An 18,502-nucleotide genomic window follows, 5' to 3' on the forward strand; every position below is an offset into this window, starting at 1 on the left:
AGACAACAAAAAGTCCGCCAGGTGCGGACTTTTTGCTTTTCACGCCGCGATAAATCCGCTTCGGGGCTCGACGCCCCTCAGAACGCATCCTCGGGAACACGCACCCAGCCTTCCATCAGTATCCGCGCACTGCGGCTCATGATGGCCTTGGTCACCGTCCACTGATCATCGATCTGCTTCGCCTCGGCGCCGACACGCAACGTGCCGGACGGATGTCCGAAACGTACCGCCTCACGCTCACCGCCGCCCGCTGCCAGGTTGACCAGCGTGCCGGGTACCGCCGCCGCCGTGCCGATGGCCACCGCGCAGGTGCCCATCATGGCGTGGTGCAGCTTGCCCATGGACAGCGCGCGGACCAGCAGGTCCACTTCGCCGGCCTCGATGCTCTTGCCGCTGGACGCCGCGTAGGTTTTCGGGCTGGAAACGAAGGCGACCTTCGGCGTGTGTTGGCGGGTCAATGCCTCTTCTGCCGTCTTGATCAGTCCCATGCGCAGCGCGCCCGCCACGCGAATAGCCTCCAGACGTGCCAGCGCCTCGGGATTGCCGTTGATGTCTTCGCGCAGTTCGGTGCCCTGATAGCCGATGTCTTCGGCATTGACGAACACGGTAGGAATGCCGGCGCTGATCATGGTCGCCTTGAGCGTACCGATGCCGGGAACGTCGAGCACATCGACCAGGCTGCCGGTGGGGAACATCGAACCGCCCTCTTCGCCGTCATCGGACGGATCGAGAAATTCCAGCACGATTTCCGCCGCTGGGAAGGTCACGCCATCCAGCTCGAAATCACCGGTTTCCTGTACCTGGCCATTGCTGACCGGTACATGGGCGATGATGGTTTTCTGGATATTGGCCTGCCAGATACGCACCACGCAGGTGCCATTCTCGGGAATCCGCGATGGGTCGACCAGGCCTGCGTGGATGGCGAAGGCGCCGGCACCGGTGGACAGGTTGCCGCAGTTGCCGCTCCAGTCGACGAAGGGCTTGTCGATGGAAACCTGGCCGTAGAGGTAGTCCACGTCGTGGTCCGGCTGGCTGCTTTTCGACAGGATCACGCACTTGCTGGTGCTGGAGGTGGCGCCGCCCATGCCGTCGATATGCGCGGCATAAGGGTCGGGGCCGCCGATCACGCGCATGAACAGCTTGTCGCGGGCCTTGCCCGGCACCTGGCAGCGCTCGGGCAGGTCCTGCAGGCGGAAAAACACGCCCTTGCTGGTGCCGCCACGCATATAGGTAGCGGGAATCTTGATCTGGGGTGCATGAGCCATGAAAACGAGTCCTCATGAACGTTGCCGCCAGAGGGCGGCAGCGGGAATGGAATGCAGACGTAGGGTGGATCACGCTTTACCGATTCACCGGGTGGCGATCCACCGGGTGGCGAACCACCGAGCGGTGGCGCGGTGGATGTAAGAAGCGACATCCACCCTACATCGCGACGTCAGGCCTGCCCGAGGAAATCCTTGGCGAAGCGCTGCAGTACGCCACCCGCCTCGTAGACGGAGACTTCGTCGGCGGTATCCAGACGGCAGATCACCGGCACCTCGAGGGTTTCGCCATTCCGGCGGCGGATCACCAGCGTCAGCTCGGCACGCGGCGTGCGCTCACCGATCACATCGAAAGTCTCGGTGCCGTCGATACCCAGGGTCTTGCGGTCGGTGCCCGGCTTGAACTCCAGCGGCAACACGCCCATGCCCACCAGGTTGGTGCGGTGGATGCGCTCGAAACCTTCGGCGACGATGGCTTCCACACCTGCCAGGCGCACGCCCTTGGCCGCCCAGTCACGGGACGAACCCTGACCATAGTCGGCGCCGGCGATGATGATCAGCGGCTGCTTGCGGTTCATGTAGGTTTCGATGGCTTCCCACATGCGCATGACGGTGCCTTCCGGCTCGACGCGCGCCAGCGAACCCTTCTTCACCTGACCCTCGACCACGGCCATTTCGTTGACCAGCTGCGGGTTGGCGAAGGTGGCGCGCTGCGCCGTGAGGTGATCACCACGGTGGGTGGCGTAGGAGTTGAAGTCCTCTTCCGGCAGGCCCATCTTGTGCAGGTATTCACCCGCGGCGCTGTCCAGCAGGATGGCGTTGGATGGCGACAGGTGGTCGGTGGTGATGTTGTCCGGCAGCACCGCCAGCGGGCGCATGCCCTTGAGCGTGCGTTCGCCGGCCAGCGCGCCTTCCCAGTAAGGCGGACGACGGATATAGGTGGACATCGGTCGCCAGTCGTACAGCGGGCTTTCGGCCTCCTGCACTGCGCCGAGGTCGAACATCGGAATGTAGACCTGATGGAACTGCTCCGGCTTCACCGAGGCGGCGACGATAGCGTCGATTTCCTCGTCGCTCGGCCACAGATCCTTGAGGGTGACGGGGTTGCCCTGGGCGTCATGGCCCAGCACATCCTGCTCGATGTCGAAGCGCACGGTGCCGGCGATGGCATAGGCGACCACCAGCGGCGGCGAGGCAAGGAAGGCCTGCTTGGCATAGGGGTGAATACGGCCATCGAAGTTGCGGTTGCCGGACAATACGGCAGTGGCGTACAGGTCGCGGTCGATGATTTCCTGCTGGATCACCGGGTCCAGCGCGCCGGACATGCCGTTGCAGGTGGTGCAGGCGTAGCCGACGATGCCGAAGCCGAGCTTTTCCAGCTCGGGCAGCAGGCCGGCCTCTTCCAGATAGAGCCTGGCGACCTTGGAACCCGGAGCGAAGGAAGTCTTGACCCAGGGCTTGCGCAGCAGGCCGAGTTCGTTGGCCTTTTTCGCCACCAGGCCTGCAGCGACCACGTTGCGCGGGTTGGAGGTGTTGGTGCAGCTGGTGATGGCCGCGATGATCACGGCGCCATCGGGCATCAGCCCTTCCGCTTCCTCGGCTTTACCGGCTTCCAGCTTGGCCTCGTCGGCGATGCCGCGTTCGTGCAGTGCCGAGGTCGGCAGGCGACGGTGCGGGTTGCTCGGACCAGCCATGTTGCGCACGACGCTGGACAGGTCGAACGACAGCACGCGCTCGTACTCGGCGGTCTTCAGCGCATCGGCCCAGAGGCCGGTGGTCCGGGCGTAGTTCTCGACCAGCGCGACCTGCTCCGACTCGCGACCGGTCAGCTTGAGGTATTCGATGGTCTGCTGGTCGATGTAGAACATCGCCGCCGTCGCACCGTATTCCGGGCACATATTGGAGATGGTGGCGCGGTCGCCGATGGACAGGCTGTCGGCGCCCTCGCCGAAGAACTCGACCCAGGCACCGACCACGCGCTCCTGACGCAGGAACTCGGTCAGGGCCAGGACGATATCGGTGGCGGTGATGCCGGGCTGGCGCTTGCCGGTCAGGCGCACGCCGACGATATCGGGCAGGCGCATCATCGACGGACGGCCAAGCATGACGGTTTCAGCTTCCAGGCCACCGACGCCGATGGCGATCACGCCCAGGGCATCGACGTGTGGCGTGTGGCTGTCAGTGCCAACGCAAGTGTCAGGGAAAGCCACGCCGCCGCGCGCCTGGATCACCGGACTCATTTTCTCAAGGTTGATCTGGTGCATGATCCCGTTGCCGGCAGGGATCACATCGACGTTCTTGAATGCTGTCTTGGTCCACTCGATAAAGTGAAAGCGGTCTTCGTTGCGACGCTCTTCAACGGAGCGGTTCTTCTCGAAGGCATCCGGATCGAAGCCGGCATGCTCCACCGCCAGCGAGTGATCGACGATCAGCTGGGTCGGCACCACTGGATTGACCTTGGACGGATCGCCCCCCTGCTCGGCAATCGCATCACGCAGGCCGGCAAGGTCCACCAGCGCGGTCTGGCCGAGGATGTCATGGCACACCACACGTGCCGGGTACCAAGGGAAATCCAGGTCCTGCCTGCGCTCGACGAGCTGCTTCAGCGAATCGCTCAGCATCGCCGGATCGCAACGGCGCACCAGCTGTTCGGCCAGCACGCGGGAGGTATAGGGCAGTTTGTCATAGGCGCCGGGCTGGATGGCTTCGACCGCCGCGCGGGTATCGAAATAATCAAGCAGGGTGCCAGGCAGAGGTTTGCGGTGTTCTGTATTCATGCCGGAAGAACTCAATCCAGTAATGTTCCGTGAAGCAAGGAAAGGGGAGCCCTCGCGGTCTCCCCCTTATCCGATCAACGCTCGGCGATCGGTACGACCTTGCGCTGTTCCGGACCGATGTAATCGGCGCTTGGCCGAATGATCCGGTTGTTGCCGCGCTGTTCGAACACATGGGAGGCCCAGCCGGTTACACGCGAGCAGACAAAGATCGGCGTGAACAGCTTGGTGGGAATGCCCATGAAGTGGTAAGCCGAGGCATGGTAGAAGTCGGCGTTGGGGAAGAGCTTCTTCTGCTCCCACATGGTCTCGTCGACGGCTACCGATACCGGATAGAGCACGGTGTCGCCAACTTCGTCGGCCAGCTGCTTGGCCCAGACCTTGATGACCTCGTTGCGCGGGTCGGAAACGCTATAGATGGCGTGACCGAAGCCCATGATCTTGTCCTTGCGCTCGAGCATGCCGAGGATGGCTTCGCGGGCCTCTTCGGGGCTCTTCCACTGCTCGATCATGTCCATTGCCGCCTCGTTGGCGCCGCCGTGCAGCGGGCCACGCAGCGAACCGATGGCGCCGGTCACGCAGGAGTAGAGGTCGGACAGCGTCGAGGCACAGACGCGCGCGGTGAAGGTCGAGGCGTTGAACTCATGCTCCGCGTAGAGGATCAGCGAAACGTTCATCACCTTGACGTGCAGGTCGCTCGGCTTCTTGCCGTGCAGCAGCGCGAGGAAGTGGCCGCCCAGGGTGTCTTCGTCGCTGGTGCAGTTGATGCGTACGCCTTCATGGCTGTAGCGGTACCAGTAGCACATGATCGCCGGGTAAGCGGCCATCAGGCGCTCGGCGACATCGCGCTGCTGCTCGAAGCTGACTTCAGGTTCCAGGTTGCCCAGCATCGAGGTGCCGGTACGCATGACATCCATCGGGTGAGCGCTGGCCGGGATGCGCTCCAGCACTTCCTTGAGGGTCTGCGGCAGGTCACGCAGGGTCTTCAGGCGGTTCTTGTAGGCAACCAGTTGCTCGCCGGTGGGCAGTTCACCGTAGAACAGCAGGTAGGCCACTTCCTCGAAATCGCATTCAGCAGCCAGGTCGCGCACGTCGTAGCCGCGGTAGGTCAGCCCGGCGCCGGTCTTGCCGACGGTGCACAGTGCAGTCTGACCTGCGATCTGGCCGCGAAGGCCTGCCCCGGTCAATACTTTTGCTTCAGCCATGGGTTATCTCCTTATTGGATTTATTCGGGATATTTCAACTTGCATCGATGAAGACCCGCCGACTCCGAGCGTCATGACGGTCGGAGCCAGCCACCACTCAGCTCTTCTTCTGGGCGAACAGCGCATCGAGGCTTTGCTCGAAGGCGTGGTAGTTGATGCGGTCGTACAGCTCCATCCGGGTCTGCATGGTGTCGACCACATTCTTCTGCGTGCCGTCGCGGCGCAGCGCGGTGTAGACATTCTCCGCCGCCTTGTTCATGGCGCGGAACGCCGACAAGGGGTACAGCACCAGGGACACGTCGACGCTGGCCAGTTCTTCGGTGGTGTACAGCGGCGTGGCGCCGAATTCGGTGATGTTGGCCAGGATCGGCGCTTTCACGCGGTCGGCGAAGGTCTTGTACATGGCCAGTTCGGTGATGGCTTCCGGGAAGATCATGTCGGCGCCGGCCTCGATGCAGGCAGCGGCGCGATCCAGAGCGGCATTCAGGCCTTCGACGGCCAGCGCATCGGTACGCGCCATGATCACGAAGCTGTCATCGGTACGGGCATCGACGGCGGCCTTGATGCGGTCGACCATTTCCTGCTGGGAGACGATTTCCTTGTTGGGACGGTGGCCGCAGCGCTTGGCGCCGACCTGATCCTCGATGTGGATCGCCGCCGCACCGAACTTGATCATCGACTTGACGGTACGCGCCACGTTGAAGGCCGAGGAACCGAAGCCGGTGTCCACATCCACCAGCAGAGGCAGATCGCAGACATCGGTGATGCGACGCACGTCGGTCAGCACGTCGTCGAGCCCGGTGATGCCCAGATCCGGCAGCCCCAGCGAACCGGCGGCGACACCGCCACCGGACAGGTAGATGGCCTTGAAGCCGGCGCGCTTGGCCAGCAGGGCATGGTTGGCGTTGATGGCGCCGACGACCTGCAGCGGATGTTCACTGGCCACGGCGTCGCGGAAACGCTGACCGGCAGAAGGAAGAGTCATGCATTACCCCTTTTATATGGTGTGTGTTCGAGAACGCCCTTGAAGTGGCGCTCAACATTGCGCTTGGAAGCGGCGATATGGCGGCGCATCAGCAGCTCCGCCAGCTCGCCATCGCGTTCGGCGATGGCATCGAGGATGCGGTGGTGTTCGGCGAAGGCCTGATGCGGACGGTTCGGCGTGGTGGAAAACTGGATGCGGTACATGCGCACCAGCTGGTAAAGCTCGTCGCACAACAGCTTGGCCAGGGTGCGGTTGCCGCTGCCCTGGATGATCCGGTAATGGAAATCGAAATCGCCTTCCTGCTGGTAATAACCGACGCCCGCCTGGAAGGCCTCGTCGCGTTCGTGCGTACCCAGCACGCGGCGCAGCTCTTCGATCTCGGCGTCGCTCATGCGCTCGGCAGCCAGCCGGCAGGCCATGCCTTCCAGTGACTCGCGGATTTCATAGAGTTCGATCAGTTCGGCATGGCTGAGCGAGACCACGCGGGCGCCCACATGGGGAATGCGCACCAGCAGCTTCTGCCCTTCGAGGCGGTGAATCGCCTCACGCAGCGGACCGCGACTGATGCCGTAGGTACGCGCCAATTCCGGTTCGGAAATCTTGCTGCCCGGCGCAATATCGCCCTTGACGATGGCCGCCTGGATCAGCCGGAACACGTGCTCGGACAGCGTGCCGCTGTCCGCTTGCTGTATTGCCGTGGGAAATTCCAGTGTATCGAGCATGATTGTCAACACTTGACCATTTCAATGCCCGCAAATTACGCCGCGATTGCCCGGCAGTCAAATCAGCACAGGGATAATTGTCAACAATATGACTAAAGTCGGAGATGGCACAGGTGCTGTTCGAGCCGTCCGGTTACGCTGTCGCGACCCTGAAACCAGCATGCTAGAATGCTGGCCTTCGCAGTGTCGGCGCCCGCCTGCGGCAACAATGACAAAAGCATGGGCCGGTTCCGGCCATTCGTTTCCAATCTCGAAGACCACAGGTTCCATGAGAGTCAAAGCCTACTCCCTGCTGCTCTGCGCATGTTTCTCGCCCTCGATTGGCCTGGCCGCCGACAAGACCATTTATGGACTGAACGAACATGTGGCGCTGCCCGACTTCGGTCTGGAAGTGCCCGCCAAGCTCGACACCGGCGCCCAGACGGCTTCGCTCAGCGCAAGCGACATCACTCGTTTCAAGCGCAACGGAGAGTCCTGGGTACGCTTTTATCTGGCCATCGACAGCGCGCACAGCCACCCCATCGAACGTCCGTTGGCGCGTATCAGCAAGATCAAGCGGCGTGCCGGAGACTTCGACCCGGAAGAAGAAAAAACCTACACGGCGCGTCCCGTCATCGAGCTTGAGCTGTGCATGGGCAAGGCACTGCGCACCATTGAAGTGAACCTCACGGACCGCAGCGCTTTCCAATACCCACTTCTGATTGGTTCCGATGCCCTGACCCGCTTCGGTGCGCTGGTCGATCCAAGCCTTACTTACGTCGCCGGCAAGCCCGGCTGCATCACCGAATCCGACGCTGACGAGTGACCCCATGCGCGCGCTAACCCTGCATCTGAAAGTTCTGATCTTCCTGCTTGTCACGCTGGGCATTGCGATAACGGCCTACCAGATCTTCATTCTCGGCATTCCGGTGACCGAAGACGAAACCGATGATCTGTGGAATATCGATGCCAAGGTCGAGTTCCAGGCCAATCCGCGCGAGCCGGTCAAGCTGCAGATGTACGTGCCGCCGCTGAATCAGGAATTCGTCAGCCTCAACGAGAGTTTCATCTCCAACAACTATGGCGTCAGCATCAACCGCGCCGATGGCAACCGCCGGGTCACCTGGTCGGCGCGCCGCGTCACGGGCAAGCAGACACTCTATTACCGCCTGGTGCTGACCAAGCGCTATAGCGGCGAACAGACCAAGGCCAGCGGCCCGATCTTCCGCGACAGCATTCCGGTCGAAGGCGCGGAGAAAATCGCCGCCGAGGCCCTGCTCTCGCCGATTCGCCAGCACTCGGCGGACGTCGAAACCTTCATCAGTGAAGCCATCAAGCGTGTCAACAATGCCAATGATGACAACGTGAAACTGCTCCTCGGCGGCGACTCGGCCACGGCGAACAAGGCCCGCGTGATCGAATTGCTGCTGTCCATCGCCCACGTGCCCATGGAGCGCGTGCATACGGTGCGACTGCTGTCCGACGTGGCGCAAACGCCGGAGCTGTGGCTGCGCAGTTTCAATGGCGACAGGTGGCTGTACTTCAACCCCGAAACCGGCGAACAGGGCCTGCCGCAGGACCGCCTGGTCTGGTGGACCGGCGACGAGCCGCTGGTCACCCTGGAAGGCGGACGCAACCCGCAGGTGACCTTCACCCTCAACAGCAGCGAGATGAACGCGATTCGCCTGGCCAAGCTGACCGACGAGAACACCGACGCGGATTTCCTCGAATACTCGCTCTACGGCCTGCCGCTGCAGACCCAGCAGACCTACCAGATCATGATCATGATCCCCATCGGCGTGCTGGTGATCCTGATTCTGCGCAACCTCGGCGGCCTGCAGACCCTCGGCACCTTCACCCCGGTACTGATCGCCCTCGCCTTCCGCGAAACCCAGATCGGTTTCGGCATCATCCTGTTTACCGTGATCACCGCGCTGGGCCTGTCGCTGCGCTCGTATCTGGAACACCTCAAGCTGCAGATGCTGCCGCGCCTGTCGGTGGTGCTGACCTTCGTCGTGGTGCTGATTGCGGTGATCAGCCTGTTCAGTCACAAGCTCGGGCTGGAACGCGGCCTCTCGGTATCGCTGTTCCCGATGGTGATCCTGACCATGACCATCGAACGCCTGTCCATCACCTGGGAAGAACGCGGCGGCGGCCACGCCTTCAAGGTGGCGGTCGGTACTCTGATCGCGGCCAGCCTGTCGTTCATGCTGATGAACATTCCAGAGCTGACCTACTTCATCTTCACCTTCCCGGCGGTGCTGCTGATCATGGTGGGCTTCATGCTGGCGATGGGTCGCTACCGCGGCTACCGCCTGACCGAGCTGTTTCGTTTCAAAGCCTTTCTGAAGGATTGAGCCCATGTTCGGTCTGATCAAGACGTGGAAGGCGCTGGAAGCCAAAGGGATCATGGGCATCAACCGCCGCAACGCGGACTACGTGCTCAAGTACAACAAGCGCAACCTGTATCCGATCGTCGATGACAAGATCATCACCAAGGAGCGCGCCATCGAGGCCGGCATCGATGTGCCGGAGATGTACGGCATCATCGAGACCGAAAAGGACATCGAGAAGCTCAAGGAGATCGTCAAGGATCACCCCGACTTCGTCGTCAAGCCGGCCCAGGGTGCCGGCGGCGACGGCATCCTGGTGATCGCCGATCGCTTCGAGGGCCGCTACCGGACGGTGTCGGGCAAGATCATCACCCACGAGGAGATCGAGCATCAGATCTCCAACATACTCACCGGCCTCTACTCGCTGGGTGGCCTGCGCGACCGCGCGCTGATCGAGTACCGCGTGACGCCCGACCCGATCTTCAAGAGCATCAGCTACGAAGGCGTGCCGGACATCCGCATCATCGTGCTGATGGGCTACCCGGTGATGGCCATGCTGCGTCTGCCCACACGCCAGTCGGGCGGCAAGGCCAACCTGCACCAGGGCGCCATCGGCGTCGGCGTGGACCTGGCCACCGGCATCACCCTGCGCGGCACCTGGCTGAACAACAAGATCACCAAGCACCCCGACACCACCAATGCGGTGGACGGTGTGCAACTGCCCAACTGGGACGGTTTCATGACGCTCGCCGCCGGCTGCCATGAGTTGTGCGGCCTGGGCTACATCGGCGTCGACATGGTGCTCGATGAGGAAAAAGGCCCCCTGATCCTCGAACTCAACGCCCGCCCCGGTCTGAACATCCAGATCGCCAACGATTGCGGCCTGACCCACCGGGCACAGGCGGTGGAAACCCGGCTGGCGGAACTCAAGGAAAAAGGCATCAAGGAAACGCCCGAAGAGCGGGTGAAATTCGCCCAGGAGCTGTTCGGACACGTTCCGCCCCACGCTGACTGATCCACACCGGGCCGCTCGCGCCATGACCAGCAGGCTGTTTTTAACGAAGTATTGCCAACGCAGGTAGTTTTCCAACGGCCTGCGAGCGGCCCCACACCGACCCAGCCCATGCCCATCTGCACGCTGCACCCACTGCCTTATCAAGCCGACCCCGCGTCTTGGTTCGAGCGCATTCGCCACGCCCCCGGCGCGGTACTGCTGGACTCGGGCCGCCCGGTCGCCGAGCGCGGACGCTACGATCTGCTGAGCGCCTGGCCGCAGCGGATTCTCCAACCCACTGCCGAAGAATCCGCAGCAGACTTTTTCCAGCGTTTACGCCAGGCCTTGCGGCAACTGGGCGCGGCCAGCGCACCCGAGGGTTGCGAACTGCCCTTCATCGGCGGCCTGCTCGGCTTGCTCAGCTACGACTTCGGCAGGCTGCTGGAAAGGTTGCCGCAGCAGGCGCAGGCTGATATCGACTTTCCCGCCGCCCGCTTCGGGCTTTATCCCTGGGCGCTGATAACCGATCACCAGCAGCGCAGCAGTCAGTTGGTCTTCCATCCTTCGCTGGCAGGCAATGAGCGTGAACGGCTGATCGACCTCTTCGGCGCACCCGCTTCGAGCGCTGTCGACAACACAGGCTTTGCCCTGCTCGGTCCCTTTACCGCCGATCTGGAGGTGGACGGCTATCGCCAGGCCATCGAACGCATCCAGCAATACATCCAGGCCGGCGACTGCTATCAGGTGAATTTCGCCCAGCGTTTTCGCGCCGCTTGCCAGGGCGATGCCTGGGTCGCCTACCGGGCGCTGCGTGCAGCCTGTCCGACACCTTATTCGGGCTTTGTGGCGCTGGAGCACGGCGCCATCGCCAGCCTGTCACCGGAACGCTTTCTGCGCCTGAGCCAGGGCGAGGTGGAGACGCGCCCGATCAAGGGTACGCGCCCTCGCGGACAGGACGCGCCAAGCGACGCCGCACAGGCGCAAGCGCTGCTCGACAGCCAGAAGGATCGTGCCGAAAACCTGATGATCGTCGACCTGCTGCGCAACGATCTGGGCCGCAGTTGCCGAACCGGCAGCGTGCAGACGCCGGAGCTGTTCGCGCTGGAAAGCTATCCCAACGTGCACCATCTGGTCAGTTGCGTCAGCGGTCGTCTTGCCGAAGACAAGGACGCCTTCGACCTGCTGGCCGGCAGCTTTCCCGGTGGCTCGATCACTGGCGCACCGAAAATCCGCGCCATGCAGATCATCGACGAACTGGAAGCCACCCGTCGTGCCATCTACTGCGGCTCGTTGCTGTATATCGATGTGCGCGGGGAAATGGACAGCTCCATCGCCATTCGCACCCTGCTCGTCCAGGACGGACAGATCAATTGCTGGGGCGGTGGCGGCATCGTCGCCGACTCCGAATGGCAAGCCGAATATCAGGAGTCGATCGACAAGGTGAAGGTGCTGCTGGGGACGCTGGAGGGGCTATAAGCTGCAAGCTGCAAGCTGCAATGTAGGGTGGATGCCGCTTTTTACATCCACCTGGCTCCGCTCGTCGGCTCGGTGAAGCGTGAGCCGACCTACAGAGGCTGGAGGCTGGAGGCTGGAGGCTGGAGGCTGGACAGCGTGTAGCCTAATGCCAAAACCCCATCAAGCTTTTCCGTCCAGCTTTCCAGCTTCAAGCGCTCTTATCGGCTTTTCTCATCCAGCTTTCCAGCCTCAAGCGCTCTTATCGGCTCTTGCCGTTAAAGCGCCAACTTGCGGTTCGAAGCCTTGATGAATTCCTGCTTCAGCTCGTCGAAGGTATGCACCGCCGGGAATTGTGGGAATTCGGCGATGACGTTGTCCGGCGCGTGAAAGAGGATGCCGGCATGGGCTTCGCTGAGCATGGTGGTGTCGTTGTACGAATCACCCGCCGCGATGACGCGGTAGTAAAGGCTCTTGAAGGCCAGGACCGACTGGCGCTTGGGATCCTTCTGGCGCAGCTGATAATCCACCACACGATCGGATTCGTCGGTGATCAGGCGATGGCACAGCAGCGTGGGGAAGCCCAGCTGGCGCATCAGCGGCTGGGAGAATTCGTAGAAAGTGTCCGAGAGGATCACCACCTGGAAGCGTTCGCGCAGCCAGTCGACGAACTCCACCGCGCCATCCAGCGGTTTCAGGGTGGCGATAACCTTCTGGATGTCGGCCAGCTTCAGGCCGTGCTCATCGAGAATGCGCAGACGCTGCTTCATCAGCACGTCGTAGTCGGGAATGTCCCGCGTGGTCGCCCGCAGCGATTCGATTCCGGTGGCCTCGGCAAAGGCGATCCAGATTTCCGGAACCAGCACACCTTCCAGGTCGAGACAGGCTATTTCCACGGGCCACTCCTCAATGCATAAAATTGAAGGCGGCACTCTAACGGCACGGCACGGGCGAAGCAATGCGAGGCTTATATTCGAAATGCTTGATCTTGGTAGTTAAAGGTTATTTAGCGATATAAAACCCTTTTGATACCATCCGCGCCCTCAGAGCGCCGAAGCGCCGCATAGAAGGAAGCCGCCCGATGAGCCCATCCATTGACGTTACCGTGTTGGCCGAAGCCTACGCCGGCAAATCACCCCAAGAGATCCTCAAGCTGGCCTTCGACCTGTTCGGCGATGACTTGTGGATTTCCTTCAGCGGCGCCGAGGACGTGGTCCTGCTCGACATGGCCTGGAAGCTGAACAGGAACGTCCGGGTCTTCACCCTCGATACCGGTCGCCTGCACAGCGAAACCTACCGTTTCATCGAGCAGGTGCGCGACCATTACAAGATCCCTATCCAGATCATGACTCCGGATTCGAAGCTGCTGGAGACGATGGTCAACGAGAAAGGGCTGTTCAGTTTCTACCGCGACGGTCATGGCGAATGCTGCGGCATCCGCAAGATCGAACCGCTGCGGCGCAAACTGGCCACCGTTCGCGCCTGGGCCACGGGCCAGCGTCGCGACCAGAGCCCCGGCACCCGCAGTCAGGTTTCGGTGCTGGAGATCGATACCGCGTTCTCTACGCCAGACAACACCCTGTACAAGTTCAACCCGCTGGCGCAGATGACCAGCGAGGAAGTCTGGGGTTATATCCGCATGCTGGAGATTCCCTACAACAGCCTGCATGAGCGCGGTTTCATCAGCATCGGCTGCGAACCCTGCACACGCCCGGTGCTGCCCAACCAACACGAACGCGAAGGTCGTTGGTGGTGGGAAGAGTCCACGCAGAAGGAATGCGGGTTACACGCCGGCAACCTGATCGCCAGGGAATAAGGTTGCGGGGTTCGCAGAGCCGAACCCGTTACACCTGCTGCAGCCTTGGCCGAATGAATTCGGCCCTACGGAAAAGCACAGCGATACTCTGCTCAGTAGGTCGGCAGCTCGACGTCCTGAAACAGCTCTTCCAGTTCGAGCTTGTTGCGGCACTTCACGGCCTTGTCGAGCATTTCCCGATCCAGATGCGGTGCGAAGGCTTCGATGAAATCGCACATGAAGCCCCGCAGAAAGGTACCGCGCCGAAAGCCGATCTTGGTGACGCTGGCCTCAAAGAGTTCGCTGGCGTCGAGCACGACCAGATCGGGATCGAGCTTGGCATCTACCGCCATCTGCGCCACGATGCCGACTCCCAGCCCCAGCCGCACGTAGGTCTTGATGACATCGGCATCCGCCGCCGTGAACACAACCTTGGGTGACAGCCCTTGATGGCTGAAGGCCTCATCGAGCTTGGAGCGCCCTGTAAAGCCGAACACATAGGTGACGATGGGGTGTTCGGCGAGTGCTTCCAGGGTGAGCTTTTCCAGTTTCGCCAAGGGATGCCCCTGCGGCACCACCACGCAACGATTCCAGCGGTAGCATGGCATCATCACCAGGTCGCCGAACAGCTCAAGCCCTTCGGTGGCAATGGCGAAATCCACGGTACCATCGGCGGCCATTTCCGCGATCTGCAGCGGTGTGCCCTGATGCATGTGCAGGGAAACGTCGGGGTACTGACTGATGAACCGGCTGATGACCCTCGGCAAGGCGTAACGGGCCTGGGTATGGGTAGTGGCAATGCTCAGCGTGCCCTTCTTTTCGTTGGAAAACTCCTGGGCAATCTGCTTGATGCTTTCGCACTTGCGAAGAATTTCGCCAGCCGTGGTGATGATCCGCTCGCCAGCGGGCGTGACTCGCGTCAGATGCTTGCCGCTACGGGCAAACACCTCGACACCCAGTTCATCTTCGAGCAGGCGAATCTGCTTGCTGATACCCGGCTGCGAAGTGAACAGGCTTTGCGCGGTGGCCGAGACATTGAGGTCATGATGCGCCACCTCCCAGATGTAACGCAGTTGCTGAAGCTTCATAGAAATCCCTCAAAAAAGCAGTGACATCCGATAGCCATCACTTCTTATAACGCTTGCGCATAGATAGCACGCGATTCTAGATCATTTATCCATGTGCTGCCTGCCCGCTTTGCCCGCAAGCACAGCAGGATTCGATAGCTTGGTTTGATCTTAGCAGTCCGGTACGAAACCACTACCAAGCGGGCTGTCCGACCAGCTCTTGCGACTTCAAGGTGATTGTCGAAACGACTCGATACGCGATAAGGTTCCGCCTCCCCGCTGCGCCCCCAAGCCCTGCTCCGCCGCACCGGGATGGCTGGCGGACGGCAACCGTGACCCTGACGAGTAACACGATGGCTGATTTACCGATCGACGACCTTAACGTTTTCTCCAACGAAACCCTGATCACACCGGAGCAGTTGAAACGGGAACTCCCGCTCACCGCCTCCGCATTGAAGACCGTTTCCGAAGGGCGACAGGTCGTTCGTGACATCCTCGATGGCAAGGATCATCGCCTGTTCATCGTGATCGGCCCCTGCTCGATCCACGATCTCAAGGCCGCGCATGAATATGCCGAACGCCTCAAGGTGCTGGCCGAGAAAGTGTCCGACAGCCTGTTTCTGATCATGCGGGTCTACTTCGAGAAGCCGCGCACCACCGTCGGCTGGAAGGGCCTGATCAACGATCCCTATATGGACGACTCGTTCAAGATCCAGGACGGCCTGCACATTGGTCGCAAGCTGCTGCTCGACCTGGCCGAGATGGGGCTGCCCACTGCTACCGAAGCCCTGGACCCGATCTCTCCGCAGTATCTGCAGGACCTGATCAGCTGGTCGGCCATCGGCGCACGTACTACCGAATCCCAGACGCACCGCGAAATGGCCTCGGGCCTGTCCTCGGCGGTCGGCTTCAAGAACGGCACCGATGGCAGCCTGACCGTGGCGATCAATGCGCTGCAATCGGTGTCCAGCCCGCACCGCTTCCTCGGCATCAACCAGGCGGGCGGTGTCTCCATCGTCACCACCAAAGGCAACAACTACGGCCATGTGGTGCTGCGCGGCGGCAACGGCAAGCCCAACTACGATTCGGTCAGTGTCGCGGTATGCGAGCAGGAACTGAGCAAGGGGGGCATCAGCCACAACATCATGGTCGATTGCAGCCATGCCAATTCCAACAAGGACCCGGCGCTACAACCACTGGTCATGGACAACGTCGCCAACCAGATTCTGGAAGGCAACAACTCCATCGTCGGACTGATGGTCGAAAGCCACCTGGGCTGGGGAAACCAGTCGATTCCCAAGGATCTGGCGGACTTGAAATACGGCGTATCCATTACCGATGCCTGCATCGACTGGGACACCACCGAGAAAGCCATACTCGGCATGCATGCCAAGCTCGCCGAGGCACTGCCGAGACGGGCGCGCGGTTGACTGAAAGAATCGAATGAAAAAACGCCGCTTGCGGCGTTTTTTCATTCGGGAACCTAACTGTCGGAACCGCCTTGCGATTTGCCCTGCTTTTCTATGTAGCGCTCGACGTACGAGCAGGAAGGAATCACCGTATAACCCTCGCGTTCGGCGTATTCCAGCGCATGCCGGGCCAGAACAGCCGCGACGCCTCGACCACGTAGCGCATCGGGAACGAAGGTTCGATAGATATCTAGGGTTTGCTTGCCCAGATCCATATAGGCCAGATAAGCACGATGACCATCCACGGTCGTCTCGAACTGGTGGCCTGCCCGATCATGGTGGATGGTCAGTGTGTCGCTCATCACGCCTCCTTCAATGTGAGTTCTGCATGCTCGCCTGCCTCGTACAACGCTGATAATGCCTTCAGCGAACAGCGCGCGCCATCTCTCTGTGCAGTCTCGCGTGCCAGTGCTCTGCTGCTTGCCCCTGAAACCTGCCTGCGCTGTTCAACCAACCGCCAGACGCCACAAACCACAGTCTCGAAAAGCATCGGTTACTTGCCGCTCAAACTGGCACGATGGTGCAACTTTGAGTTTCCGCCAGAGTCAATACAACGGATAAAAGTGCTGGCTTTGGCTGTTTTTCAGCCAGACAGCTCAGCCGCCATTGAAAAACAGGCGAGTTCGCATAAAAACTGTGCTGGCAGGTGTCTGCCTCAGTTTACTTGGCGAAACTTATCGGTAGTATGTGCCCGCCAACTTTCCATAATGGAAGTTGCCATGGATTTCATTTCAAGGGGAACACGATGAACAACGTTCTGAAACTTTCTGCTCTGGCTTTCGCTGCCGTTCTGGCTACTGGTTGCAGCAACAGCATGACTCAAGAAGGCGAAGCTCGTCTGACCGCCACCGAAGACGCTGCTGCTCGCGCCCAGGCTCGTGCCGACGAAGCGTACAGCAAGGCTGACGAAGCTCTGCAGGCCGCTCAGAAGGCTCAGCAGACTGCTGACGAAGCCAACGAGCGCGCACTGCGCATGCTGGAACGCGCCAGCCGCAAGTGAGTCTCTGTGCCGCCCTGAAAGCCGAAAAGCCATTCAGGGCGGATTACAGGCGTTAAAAAGCCGACCTGTAAACAGGTCGGCTTTTTTATGCGCGAAGATTTTTCAACATCTTAGAAAACCGGCTCTTCATGGCTCACCAGGGTCTGGCCCTGCTCGGCAATCTGAATGGGCAGGCCATCTTCTCCCGCGATGATCTCGCGTACCATCTCCCAATCCAGCCGTAACGTCCCCGCATCATCGTCCCGCTTGAGCAACGTATTGACCACCACGGCATGCTTGTCCATGAGCGTCATGGGCCGGTCCTCCTCCTCCAGCGGCGTATGCGCTTCCAGGTAGACCTTGCCCTGGCTGACACCAAACTTGTATGGCTCGTCGATGATACGCACCGGCGTGCCTACCTTGACTCGCCCTGACAGCTCAAGAACGTTGTGATTGAGCATACGGAAACAGCCATGGCTGACACGCATGCCAATGCCGAACTTCTTGTTCGACCCATGAATGAGATAGCCCGGCATCGCCAGGGTCATCTTGTATGGCCCCAGCGGGTTGTCCGGGCCTGGGGGGACCACCTTAGGCAGTGGATCGCCATCAGCGGCGTGCTCGTCACGAATCGACTGTGGCGGATACCAGGCCGGATTGCTGGTCATGGCTGAAATGCGTGTATTGCCCACCGGCGATCCCCAGCCTTCCCTCCCGATGCCCAGCGGATAGGTATGCACCACGGACTGACCTTCCGGGTAGTAGTACAGACGGTACTCGGCGAGGTTGATCACGATGCCTTCGCGTGGACCCGGCGGCAGGATGAAGCGTGTCGGTAAAATGATGTCGGTGCCTTCACCCGGAAGCCAGGGATCGACCCCCGGATTCGCTGCGACAAGCTCCAGGTAACCCAGGTCATAGGTCTCGCCGAGGGCCGCGAAGGTATCTTCGTATTTGGCCTTGATGACCTGAATCTCGCCCACCACATCCTCGCCTTCGGGCGGCAGCGGCAATTCGAGCGCCGCCGATTGTCCGGCCAGCAGCAAGGCAGTGAGTGACACACAGGAGGCGACTGCAGAGGCACGCGAGAGCATTCAGGGTTCCTTGGGGTGAGTGGTGCTGTCGGCGATTGTACGTGAAGGAAGGAAGAACTCCGAGTCACCTACCAGGCACTGAGAGCCGATGGTAGACGCCGGCGCTGTGCGCTGAGCGTGTCACGACAGACCGGACAGAGCCGACGATCCTTCAGCAGGCCCTGCTCCAGATCCTGCCAGCGCGGCTGCGCCGGCAGAAAACCACCGCACAGGGTGCGATCAGCCTGGCCGTTCAGCTCCAATTGGCGCAGGGCCAGATGCAGGCGATTCTCACGGCAGGCGAACAGATCGAACTGCTCATCCGGGACGATAAGACGGTAGGCAAAAAGGGACCAGGCTGGGCGAGGCATTCGAGGCTCCAATCAAGGGGCGCGACACTATCCGCGCCGCTG

Annotated in this window: 17 protein-coding genes; 7 read left to right on the forward strand and 10 right to left on the reverse strand. The window is 61.2% G+C overall.

Annotated features, from left to right (window positions below; genetic code table 11):
* Nucleotides 1-77: 77 nt before the first annotated feature.
* From prpF to ACYCFC_RS08100, 5 genes are all read right to left on the reverse strand, one after another.
* Nucleotides 78-1,265 carry a 2-methylaconitate cis-trans isomerase PrpF gene (gene prpF, locus ACYCFC_RS08080; protein ID WP_459653633.1) on the reverse strand — a complete coding sequence of 396 codons (1,188 nt, stop codon included), beginning with the start codon at nucleotides 1,263-1,265 and terminating at the stop codon, nucleotides 78-80.
* A 170-nt stretch (nucleotides 1,266-1,435) separates the two neighbouring features.
* Nucleotides 1,436-4,039: a Fe/S-dependent 2-methylisocitrate dehydratase AcnD gene (acnD, locus tag ACYCFC_RS08085; RefSeq protein WP_459653634.1), complete on the reverse strand. Its 2,604-nt coding sequence runs from the start codon at nucleotides 4,037-4,039 to the stop codon at nucleotides 1,436-1,438.
* A 74-nt stretch (nucleotides 4,040-4,113) separates the two neighbouring features.
* Nucleotides 4,114-5,241, reverse strand: a complete 1,128-nt coding sequence (prpC, locus tag ACYCFC_RS08090) for a bifunctional 2-methylcitrate synthase/citrate synthase (RefSeq protein ID WP_181082746.1) — start codon at nucleotides 5,239-5,241, stop codon at nucleotides 4,114-4,116.
* Nucleotides 5,242-5,338: 97 nt separating this feature from the next.
* Nucleotides 5,339-6,226: a methylisocitrate lyase gene (prpB, locus tag ACYCFC_RS08095; RefSeq protein WP_181082745.1), complete on the reverse strand. Its 888-nt coding sequence runs from the start codon at nucleotides 6,224-6,226 to the stop codon at nucleotides 5,339-5,341.
* Nucleotides 6,223-6,948 (reverse strand): GntR family transcriptional regulator, encoded by a 726-nt coding sequence (locus ACYCFC_RS08100; RefSeq protein WP_181082744.1) that lies wholly within the window; start codon nucleotides 6,946-6,948, stop codon nucleotides 6,223-6,225. The genes prpB and ACYCFC_RS08100 overlap by 4 nt, the downstream gene beginning before the upstream one ends.
* 268 nt (nucleotides 6,949-7,216) lie before the next feature.
* On the opposite strand from ACYCFC_RS08100, the gene rloA reads away from it, so the two are divergent.
* The 4 genes from rloA to pabB all read left to right on the forward strand — a co-directional run bounded on the left by rloA (nucleotide 7,217) and on the right by pabB (nucleotide 11,730).
* The gene (rloA, locus tag ACYCFC_RS08105; RefSeq protein ID WP_181082743.1) at nucleotides 7,217-7,753 is read left to right on the forward strand and encodes a retropepsin-like aspartic peptidase RloA; all 537 of its coding nucleotides are present in this window, start codon (nucleotides 7,217-7,219) and stop codon (nucleotides 7,751-7,753) included.
* Between the two features lie 4 nt (nucleotides 7,754-7,757).
* Entirely contained in the window at nucleotides 7,758-9,284 is a 1,527-nt protein-coding gene (gene rloB, locus ACYCFC_RS08110; RefSeq protein WP_181082742.1) for an osmotic stress tolerance membrane protein RloB, read from the forward strand.
* 4 nt (nucleotides 9,285-9,288) lie between these two features.
* Complete coding sequence (locus ACYCFC_RS08115; protein WP_459653635.1) at nucleotides 9,289-10,275, forward strand: alpha-L-glutamate ligase-like protein; 987 nt, start codon at nucleotides 9,289-9,291, stop codon at nucleotides 10,273-10,275.
* Nucleotides 10,276-10,383: 108 nt separating this feature from the next.
* Complete coding sequence (gene pabB, locus ACYCFC_RS08120; RefSeq protein ID WP_459653636.1) at nucleotides 10,384-11,730, forward strand: aminodeoxychorismate synthase component I; 1,347 nt, start codon at nucleotides 10,384-10,386, stop codon at nucleotides 11,728-11,730.
* Nucleotides 11,731-11,984: 254 nt separating this feature from the next.
* Here pabB and thrH read toward each other — a convergent pair whose 3' ends face one another.
* Nucleotides 11,985-12,602, reverse strand: coding sequence for a bifunctional phosphoserine phosphatase/homoserine phosphotransferase ThrH (gene thrH, locus ACYCFC_RS08125; RefSeq protein ID WP_181082739.1), 618 nt, complete (start codon nucleotides 12,600-12,602; stop codon nucleotides 11,985-11,987).
* A 185-nt stretch (nucleotides 12,603-12,787) separates the two neighbouring features.
* Here thrH and ACYCFC_RS08130 point away from each other — a divergent pair, with 185 nt between their 5' ends.
* Nucleotides 12,788-13,522 (forward strand): phosphoadenylyl-sulfate reductase, encoded by a 735-nt coding sequence (locus ACYCFC_RS08130; protein ID WP_459653637.1) that lies wholly within the window; start codon nucleotides 12,788-12,790, stop codon nucleotides 13,520-13,522.
* 92 nt (nucleotides 13,523-13,614) lie between these two features.
* On the opposite strand, the gene cysB is transcribed toward ACYCFC_RS08130, so the two are convergent.
* Entirely contained in the window at nucleotides 13,615-14,589 is a 975-nt protein-coding gene (gene cysB, locus ACYCFC_RS08135; protein ID WP_459653638.1) for an HTH-type transcriptional regulator CysB, read from the reverse strand.
* Between the two features lie 332 nt (nucleotides 14,590-14,921).
* On the opposite strand from cysB, the gene ACYCFC_RS08140 reads away from it, so the two are divergent.
* On the forward strand, nucleotides 14,922-15,998 hold the full coding sequence (locus tag ACYCFC_RS08140) for a 3-deoxy-7-phosphoheptulonate synthase (RefSeq protein ID WP_181082736.1): 1,077 nt from the start codon (nucleotides 14,922-14,924) through the stop codon (nucleotides 15,996-15,998).
* A gap of 53 nt (nucleotides 15,999-16,051) precedes the next feature.
* Here the strand turns inward: ACYCFC_RS08140 and ACYCFC_RS08145 are convergent, their stop codons facing one another.
* Entirely contained in the window at nucleotides 16,052-16,339 is a 288-nt protein-coding gene (locus tag ACYCFC_RS08145; RefSeq protein ID WP_181082735.1) for a GNAT family N-acetyltransferase, read from the reverse strand.
* A gap of 443 nt (nucleotides 16,340-16,782) precedes the next feature.
* Here ACYCFC_RS08145 and ACYCFC_RS08150 point away from each other — a divergent pair, with 443 nt between their 5' ends.
* On the forward strand, nucleotides 16,783-17,037 hold the full coding sequence (locus ACYCFC_RS08150) for an Lpp/OprI family alanine-zipper lipoprotein (protein ID WP_037022633.1): 255 nt from the start codon (nucleotides 16,783-16,785) through the stop codon (nucleotides 17,035-17,037).
* 110 nt (nucleotides 17,038-17,147) lie between these two features.
* Here the strand turns inward: ACYCFC_RS08150 and ACYCFC_RS08155 are convergent, their stop codons facing one another.
* Together ACYCFC_RS08155 and ACYCFC_RS08160 are read right to left on the reverse strand one after the other, a co-directional pair.
* Nucleotides 17,148-18,110 carry a L,D-transpeptidase family protein gene (locus ACYCFC_RS08155; RefSeq protein ID WP_181082734.1) on the reverse strand — a complete coding sequence of 321 codons (963 nt, stop codon included), beginning with the start codon at nucleotides 18,108-18,110 and terminating at the stop codon, nucleotides 17,148-17,150.
* Between the two features lie 68 nt (nucleotides 18,111-18,178).
* Nucleotides 18,179-18,460, reverse strand: coding sequence for a hypothetical protein (locus tag ACYCFC_RS08160; RefSeq protein WP_459653639.1), 282 nt, complete (start codon nucleotides 18,458-18,460; stop codon nucleotides 18,179-18,181).
* Between the last annotated feature and the right edge of the window lie 42 nt (nucleotides 18,461-18,502).

The sequence above is a fragment of the Stutzerimonas sp. NM35 genome, assembly GCF_054604355.1.